This is a genomic window from Blastomonas sp. (genome assembly GCF_041747255.1).
Lineage (GTDB): Bacteria > Pseudomonadota > Alphaproteobacteria > Sphingomonadales > Sphingomonadaceae > Blastomonas.
This window is the reverse complement of the sequence record NZ_JBGTFM010000429.1, coordinates 1-7,734: the sequence shown is the minus strand read 5'-3', so window position 1 is coordinate 7,734 and position 7,734 is coordinate 1. Positions and strand designations below refer to the sequence as shown.

At 63.7% G+C, this 7,734-nt stretch carries 8 protein-coding genes and 1 pseudogene; 6 read left to right on the top strand and 3 right to left on the bottom strand.

What is annotated here, in order from left to right; all coding sequences use genetic code 11:
* Both ACEW8G_RS14520 and ACEW8G_RS14515 read right to left on the bottom strand, forming a co-directional pair.
* Positions 1 to 195, bottom strand: a pseudogene (locus ACEW8G_RS14520) (ubiquinone biosynthesis protein UbiB); the annotation flags it as partial.
* A gap of 133 nt (positions 196 to 328) precedes the next feature.
* The gene (locus ACEW8G_RS14515) at positions 329 to 1,060 is read right to left on the bottom strand and encodes a class I SAM-dependent methyltransferase (RefSeq protein ID WP_373489116.1); all 732 of its coding nucleotides are present in this window, start codon (positions 1,058 to 1,060) and stop codon (positions 329 to 331) included.
* A gap of 86 nt (positions 1,061 to 1,146) precedes the next feature.
* Between ACEW8G_RS14515 and mutM the strand changes: the two genes are divergently transcribed.
* The 5 genes from mutM to ACEW8G_RS14490 all read left to right on the top strand — a co-directional run bounded on the left by mutM (position 1,147) and on the right by ACEW8G_RS14490 (position 5,985).
* Positions 1,147 to 1,959, top strand: coding sequence for a bifunctional DNA-formamidopyrimidine glycosylase/DNA-(apurinic or apyrimidinic site) lyase (gene mutM / locus ACEW8G_RS14510; RefSeq protein WP_373489115.1), 813 nt, complete (start codon positions 1,147 to 1,149; stop codon positions 1,957 to 1,959).
* A gap of 187 nt (positions 1,960 to 2,146) precedes the next feature.
* The gene (rpsT, locus tag ACEW8G_RS14505) at positions 2,147 to 2,410 is read left to right on the top strand and encodes a 30S ribosomal protein S20 (RefSeq protein ID WP_373489114.1); all 264 of its coding nucleotides are present in this window, start codon (positions 2,147 to 2,149) and stop codon (positions 2,408 to 2,410) included.
* Positions 2,411 to 3,232: 822 nt separating this feature from the next.
* Entirely contained in the window at positions 3,233 to 4,639 is a 1,407-nt protein-coding gene (dnaA, locus tag ACEW8G_RS14500) for a chromosomal replication initiator protein DnaA (protein ID WP_373489113.1), read from the top strand.
* A gap of 140 nt (positions 4,640 to 4,779) precedes the next feature.
* Positions 4,780 to 5,550: a ThiF family adenylyltransferase gene (locus ACEW8G_RS14495; RefSeq protein WP_373489112.1), complete on the top strand. Its 771-nt coding sequence runs from the start codon at positions 4,780 to 4,782 to the stop codon at positions 5,548 to 5,550.
* A gap of 27 nt (positions 5,551 to 5,577) precedes the next feature.
* Positions 5,578 to 5,985 (top strand): MAPEG family protein, encoded by a 408-nt coding sequence (locus tag ACEW8G_RS14490; protein WP_373489111.1) that lies wholly within the window; start codon positions 5,578 to 5,580, stop codon positions 5,983 to 5,985.
* A 292-nt stretch (positions 5,986 to 6,277) separates the two neighbouring features.
* Here ACEW8G_RS14490 and ACEW8G_RS14485 read toward each other — a convergent pair whose 3' ends face one another.
* A complete protein-coding gene (locus ACEW8G_RS14485) occupies positions 6,278 to 6,979 on the bottom strand; it encodes an NAD-dependent deacylase (RefSeq protein ID WP_373489110.1) in 702 nt (233 codons plus the stop codon).
* Positions 6,980 to 7,231: 252 nt separating this feature from the next.
* On the opposite strand from ACEW8G_RS14485, the gene ACEW8G_RS14480 reads away from it, so the two are divergent.
* On the top strand, positions 7,232 to 7,734 hold a 503-nt coding region (locus ACEW8G_RS14480), incomplete at its 3' end, for a 4-hydroxy-tetrahydrodipicolinate reductase (protein WP_373489109.1).

Genomic DNA, 7,734 nt, shown 5'->3' with positions numbered 1-7,734 from the left:
CGGGCCGATGGCGCGGAAGGCCCCCGCATAATCGGGGGTCGCTGGCACTCTTGCGCCGAGCCGCGCGATGCGAAACAGCCGCTTGACCTCAGCCGGGGTCTGCGGCGCAGCCTCTAGCCCCTTGAGCGCGCCATGCCGCGCCAGGACACGACCCCATTTCAGGAGCCGCCAGATATGCGTACGCGGCGCGGTCACCTAGAAGAGCCCCTCCCCTTCAGGGGAGGGGTCGGGGTGGGGGCGGCCTCGCAGAGAACTGCATTCACTTGCGCAGGCCGCACCCCAACCCCTCCCCTAAAGGAGAGGGGCTTTAGTCGCCCAGACAATGCGCTCACGCCTTCCACCCGCTATGGATCGCGACCAGCCCGCCCATGATCGGTTCGACCCGGGTGGACGTGAACCCGGCGTCTTTGATCATCTGTTCGAACGCGGGCATCTTGGGGAAGCGGCGGATCGATTCGATCAGATAGCGATAGCTCTCGGCATCGCCGGCAATCGCCTTGCCCAGACGCGGCACCAGATGGTGCGAATAGGCATCATAAACCTCGGCAAAGCCCGGCCATTCGGTCGAGGAAAACTCAAGACAGTAAAACCGCCCGCCAAAGCGCAGCACGCGGTGCGCCTCAGCCAGCGCGCGGTCGATATGGGTGACATTGCGGATGCCAAACGCAATCGTATAGGCATTGAAGCTGCGATCGGGGAACTTGAGCGTCTCGGCATCCTGGCACGACCAGACCAGCCGGTCCTCGCCGCGCTTGACCGCACGATCAATGCCGACATCGAGCATGTCCTGGTTGATGTCGGCAACAGTGACATGCGCGCCCGATGCGACCATGCGAAACGCGATGTCGCCGGTGCCGCCCGCCATGTCGAGAATGTCCTCACCCGCGCGCGGCTTGACCCGGCGCACGAAGCGATCCTTCCACAACCGGTGCATGCCGCCCGACATGGCATCGTTCATGATGTCATATTTGCCCGCGACATTTGAAAAAATGCCGCCCACCCGGCCCGCCTTTTCAGACGCGTCGATGTCCTGATAGCCAAAGGATACTGTCTCGCTCATGCCGCCCATGTAAGCATCTTTGTTGCGAGCGCAAAGTCTGATAGCTGCTTTGTTGCGAGCGCAATGCCTGATAGCTGCTGTTTTGTATGCCAGAGCTTCCCGAAGTCGAAACCACCGTGCGCGGGCTTGCTGCCGTGCTGCAGGGCGCGCGCATCACGCGGCTGGTCACGCATCGCCCCGATCTGCGCCGCGCCTTCCCGCCCGACCTTGCCCAGCGGATGACCGGCGCGACGATTACCGCGCTTGGCCGCCGCGCCAAATACGGCCTGATCGCCACCGACCGGGGCGACAGCATGGTGTTTCATCTGGGCATGTCGGGCCGCTGGCGAATCGACCCCGATGCGATCGGCACGCACGACCATCTGGTGATGGACACCGAATCGGGTCACACGCTCTCGTTGTTCGATCCGCGCCGCTTCGGTTCGGTCGATCTGGTGACGACCGCGCTGTTGGGCACCCTGCCCGCCTTTGCCGCGATGGGTCCCGAGCCGCTGGGCGATGATTTCACCGCCGCCTATCTGAAACGTCGGTTGGCTGGGCGCGCTGCGCCGATCAAGGGATTGCTGCTTGACCAGCGAATCGTCGCAGGGCTGGGCAACATCTACGTCTGCGAGGCGCTGAACATGGCGCGCATCTCGCCGATGCGCGCCGCCGGACAGATCGGCCCGGCCAAGCTCAGGCCACTGGTCGCTGCGATTAAAGAGGTTCTGGTGCAGGCGATTGCGGCGGGCGGATCGACCCTGCGCGATTACGCCCGGCCCGATGGCGAACTTGGCTATTTCGCCAAGGACTGGCGCGTCTATGGCTGCGAGGGCGAAGCCTGCCCGTGCGGTGGCACTGTGCGACGCGTCGCGCAATCGGGCCGCTCGACCTTTTATTGTCCGTCCTGCCAGCGTTGACGTTGTTGCCGCTCCCAGCGCATACTGCTGCCATTCCGCCGCCATTCTGCCGTTGACGCGAACCATGATTGGCGCTAACGGCAGCGGCTTCAAAGCGCGGGCGGCAACTCTTGTGGCCTCGCGCTTTTACCCGACATCACCCGATCAACCGAATTTGATCGCCAAATGAAAGACGTGTGAGACACCTATGGCCAATACGCCACAAGCCAAAAAGCGCATCCGTCGCAACGATCGCCGTGCGATTGTCAACGGCAACCGCATCGGCCGCATCCGCACCTTCGTCAAGAAGGTCGAATCGGCGCTCGATGCCGGCGACAAGGATGCCGCCAAGGTGGCGCTTGCCAATGCCCAGCCGGAAATCGCGCGCGGCGTGGCCAAGGGTGTGCTGCACAAGAACACCGCATCGCGCAAGTTCTCGCGCCTGACCAAGCGGCTCGCGGCTCTGGGCTAAGCTGCTTGCTGCGGAGCAGCGCAGCTGCTTCCTCGCAAAAATCCTTCAGACTATCGATTGTCCGCTGCCCTGCCGGGTGGCGGGCTTTGTTTTGTCACCGACGGTGGTTTATGGTGCGGTGTCAGATGCCGATCAGGCGTCACAAAAGCTTAACACAGATTGTTGATGCGCATATTTTGCAACGCCAGCAATTCCCGCGATTCGCGCGGCCAAGGGTAACATGTAACGCCCTTAGTCATTGAATTAATGACGGAAATATAGTGAACCCAGCAATATCCGCGCGTTAACCGAGTCAAGCGTCTTTATTTCATTTTTTTTACCGCGCTGCTCTTGCTCGACTCGATTTTTCGTCGCTACATAACTGGACGGGTTCAGGCGATTGCCCTGCTCCCGATAGCATAAAACAGCAACTCCGCTTCACCAAGAAAGCATCGTGCTTTCGTGGCAGGGGACAGTTGCGCGCGAGTTGCAAGACAGGAACGCCATGGGGTTTGGCCGTTCCGATGCGTTTGTTGCAGGATATGCGCCATCACTGGCGCCTGGCCTGACGCAAGCGGCTGGAGGCGAGGGATGTTGGGTCAATTGGTCACAATGTTGCTGCAGCACACAGGCTGGCATCGTCCGGGCTTCGGTTCGGCTGGTGCTGGTAATGCAGGCAATACGTCCAGCTTTATCGCTGAACGTTTTAAGCCTGAACGGTCGGGGACACGCGCACCAGCGCGCCCGGGCCGGTAACAGCAGCAGGTAAGAGTACAGCGGCCCGCCTGACGCGGTCCTGTCAGAAATGACCAGGTTTATTGTAAGAAGTGGCGGTACGTGGGCATGAATTTAGCGGGTGATTCGAACGGCGCGGCGGGATCGGCAGCAGACTGGGCAGCGGACTGGAGCGAAATCAGCGAGGGCCTGAAGAAGGACCTTGGCGCGCAGATTCACACCCAGTGGATTCGCCCGATTCGCACCGGCGGCTTCGATGCCGGTTCGGGCATGCTCAAGCTGCACCTGCCGTCTGAATTTTCCGCCAACTGGGTGCGTGACCGCTTTGCCGACCGGTTGGCGCTAGCGTGGAAGATCGTCCGTCCCGAGGTGCGCAATGTGACCATCGCCGCCGCGCCGCGCGATGCCGATCTGGTCCGCCCGCGCAACACCGATGGCACAGCCACCTTGCCACCTGTCATGAGCCGCCCCGCCCCCGCGCTCACCGGCAACCGCATCGCGCTCGACGCATCGCAGGTGTTTGCAGGGTTCATCACCGGCCAGACCAATGTGCTCGCCTGCAATGCCGCACAGCGCATGGCCGCGCCGGAAAAGCCGCTGTTCAGCCCGTTGTATCTCAAAGCCGCCACCGGCCAGGGCAAGACCCACCTGCTGCACGCCATCGGCAACGCCTATGCCGCGGTCAATCCGGGCGCGCGCATCTGCTATTGCCCGGCGGAAAAATTCATGAACGATTTCGTCAGCGCCATCCAGCGCGGCGATTCGATGGCATTCAAGGCGCAGCTGCGCGGGTTTGACATGCTGCTGGTCGATGACATCCAGTTCATCATCGGCAAGAACTCGACGCAGGAAGAGTTTTTGCACACCATCGATGCGATCCTGGGCGCAGGCAAAAGGCTGGTGGTGACGTCGGACCGCGCCCCGCAGGCGCTCGACGGGGTCGATCAGCGGCTGTTGTCGCGGCTGGCGATGGGGTTGGTTGCCGACATCCAGCCCGCCGATATCGAGCTGCGCCGCGCGATCCTGCGCGCGCGGGTTGAGCAGATGAACATGGGTGAGATGCCCGAAGAGGTGATCGAGTTTCTTGCGCGCACCATCAGCCGCAACGTGCGCGAGCTGGTCGGCGCGCTCAACAAGCTGATGGCGTTTGTCCAGATCACCGGTCAAAAGGTCACGCTGGCGCTGGCCGAAGAGCAGCTGTCCGATCTGCTCAGCGCCAACCGCCGCCGCATCACCATCGACGAGATCCAGCGCGCGGTGTGCCAGTTCTACAAGGTCGATCGCTCTGAAATGTCATCCAAGCGCCGCGCCCGCGCGGTGGTGCGCCCGCGCCAGGTGGCGATGTATCTCGCCAAGGTGCTGACCCCGCGCTCCTACCCCGAGATCGGCCGCAAATTCGGTGGCCGCGACCATTCGACTGTGATCCACGCGGTGCGCCTGATCGAAGACCTGCGCACCCGTGATGCCGATATGGACGGCGACGTGCGGGCCTTGCTGCAACAGCTGGAAAGCTGAACGGGCGCGATTATCTGTCAACCCGATCTCTGGCGACAGCCGCAGTTTAGGAATCGGATTGCGCCACATCGCCCCAGGATTGCGGCATTCGCCGGAAAACGGGTGAATTGATCAGCGTTCGGCATTACAGCGGCGAAACCATGCCCCTCACCCCTGACCAGCTTGACCGCCATGCGCGCCATATCGTGTTGCCTGAAATCGGCGGCGTGGGCGTGGCGAGGCTGGCGCGAGCGCATGTGCTGCTGGTCGGCATGGGCGGCATTGGTTGCCCTGCGCTGCAGTATCTCGCAGGCGCAGGCATCGGCACGCTGACGCTGATCGATGACGATACCGTTGACCTTTCCAACCTGCAGCGGCAGACGCTGTTCACGCCCGCCGACATCGGGCAACCCAAGGCGACCGTTGCCGCGCGAAGGGTGCAGGCGTTCGACCCCGCGCTGGCCGTCACCGCGATCAGCGAGCGGATCGTGCCGGCCAATGCCGCCGCTCTCCTCGCCGGCGCAGATGTCATCATCGACGGCACCGACAATTTCGCCACGCGGCTGCTGGTCTCCGACACCGCGACCGCGCTGCGCATCCCGCTGGTCAGCGCCGCGCTCGGGCGGTTTCAGGGGCAGGTCGGCACGTTTCGCGGGTGGCTGCCCGATCAGCCGTGCTATCGCTGCTTTGTCGGAGACGCGTTTGATGCCGAGGATTGCGACACCTGCGCCGAACAGGGCGTGCTGGGCGCGATGGTCGGCATGGTCGGCAGCTTTGCGGCGATGGAGGCGGTGCGCGCGATCACCGGCTTTGGCGATGATCCTGCGGGCAAGCTGCACCTGATCGATGGCCTCAAACCCATGTGGCGCACGCTGAAGATCACCAAGGATGCCGGGTGTCGGGCTTGCGGAGCGTCTGCCACGCCTGCATAACTTCCCCAACTGATAGGGGATCATGCCATGACACTGCCGGTTACCGCGCTCACCGCTGCCATCTGCGCGATCATGCTGCTCGCCACCGCCATCGCCACGGTGCGTGCGCGGTTCCGCACCCGCGCCGCGTTCGGCGATGCGGGTGACCCGGGGCTGGTCGCGGTGTCGCGATCACACGGAAATCTGGCCGAACACGCGCCGTTGTTTGTCATCCTGATCGGCCTGCTCGAGATGGCCAACGCCAGCCACTGGCCGCTCACCGCGCTCGCCGTGCTGTTCCTGGGCGCACGCGCCGCGCACATAATCGGCCTCAATCAGCCGCACCAGCCCGGCAAGCCACCGCTGCTGCGCTCGGTCGGGGTGATCGGCACTTGGGCAGCCTATGCAGGCGCGATTGGCTGGACGCTGCTGCTGGTGGTGACGGTCAACGGATGAGGGCGCAAGGAAGGCTTCGTTAGTCTTCGCCTCTCCCTTGATGGGAGAGCGGCGACCCCTTTGCCTCTCCCTTGATGGGAGAGCGGCGCCCCCTTTGCCTCTCCCTTGATGGGAGAGGCAGCGAGACTTGGCAGTGTGCTGCCTAGTCGTAGCGGTGAGGGTGATGGTGCGTCCGGGCGCGGGGGCACAATCCGGAGAGCTCACCCTCACCCAACCCTCCCCATCAAGGGGGAGGGCTTCAGGGCGTAATCTGCCCTCGCCCGGTCCTAGCAAAAGAGGTCAGGGCCAAACCTTACCCCAAAAACTCATCCACCCACGCGGGCACAAGCTCGGTCGCCAGGCCGTGGCGTGACTGATGGAAGAAGTGGCTGCCCTGGCTGGGTTCAAGGTTGAGCTCCAGCGTCATCGCCCCGCGCGCTCGTGCCTCGCGCACCAGCCCGGCGGCGGGATAGACCGCGCCCGATGTGCCGATTGAGACGAACAGGTCGCAATTGCCCACCACATCGTAGATCCGGTCCATCTCATAGGGCATCTCGCCGAACCACACGATGTCGGGCCGCAGCTGCCCCGGCACACCGCATGCGGGGCAGGCAGGCCGGTCAATCATCGGATCGCGCCACGGTGGCCGGGAATCGCAGGCGAGGCACCAGGCGCTGAGGTGGGTGCCGTGCATGTGCAGCAGCCGCTGTGCCCCGGCGCGTTCGTGCAGGTCATCGACATTCTGCGTCACCACCAGCAGCTCGCCCGGCCACGCCGCATCGAGCCGCGCCAGCGCATGGTGCGCCGCGTTGGGCTGTTTGGTTTGGATCGCCTCCCGGCGCATATCATAGAAGCGCAGCACCAGATCGGGGTCGCGCGCAAACGCCTCGGGCGTGGCGACATCCTCCACCCGGTGCTGCTCCCACAAGCCCCCCTCAGCGCGAAACGTGTCGATGCCGCTTTCAGCGCTGACGCCGGCGCCGGTGAGGATAACGATGCTGGGAATCTTGGCCATAAGACGGGCTTATTGCCTGACTTGCGCGACAAGAAAAGCCTGTCCTACATGGGCCGTGAATGGCATGGAAGATTTGGGGCTACCCATGCCACATTTGATCGGCTTTCAGCGCACTGGCGTGCCGCAACGGTCCAGAGTTATTCAAACCTCTGGACGCCTCATGTTGGCCAGAGGTTTTCAAACCTCTGAACTGTGTAAACTGCGTAAACTGTGTCAGTTTCTCCTGACACTTTAGATTGAGGGAAGCACCGCGTGACACGGATCGGGATCATCGGACACGAAGGCCGCATGGGCCGCGTGCTCACAGACGCGATTGCCGAGGCGGGGGCCGAGCTGTCCGGCGGCATCGACAAGGGCGGCGACATCGCGGCGCTGGCAGCGCAAAGCGACGTGCTGGTCGACTTCTCCTCCCCGCACGCGCTTGAGGCCAACCTCGATGCGGCGGTGGCCGCGCACACCCCCATCGTCATCGGCACCACCGGGCTTGAAGAGCGCCACCACTGGCTGATCGACACGGCGGCGGACTCGATCGCGCTGCTGCAGACCGGCAACACCTCGCTGGGCGTCACCTTGCTCGCGCATCTGGTGCATGAGGCGGCGCTCAGGCTCGGCGAGGACTGGGACATCGAGATCGCCGAGATGCACCATCGCCACAAGGTCGATGCGCCTTCAGGCACTGCATTGCTGCTCGGCGAGGCGGCGGCAAAGGCACGCGGGATCGATCTGGCCAAGGACAGCGAGCGCGGCCGAGACGG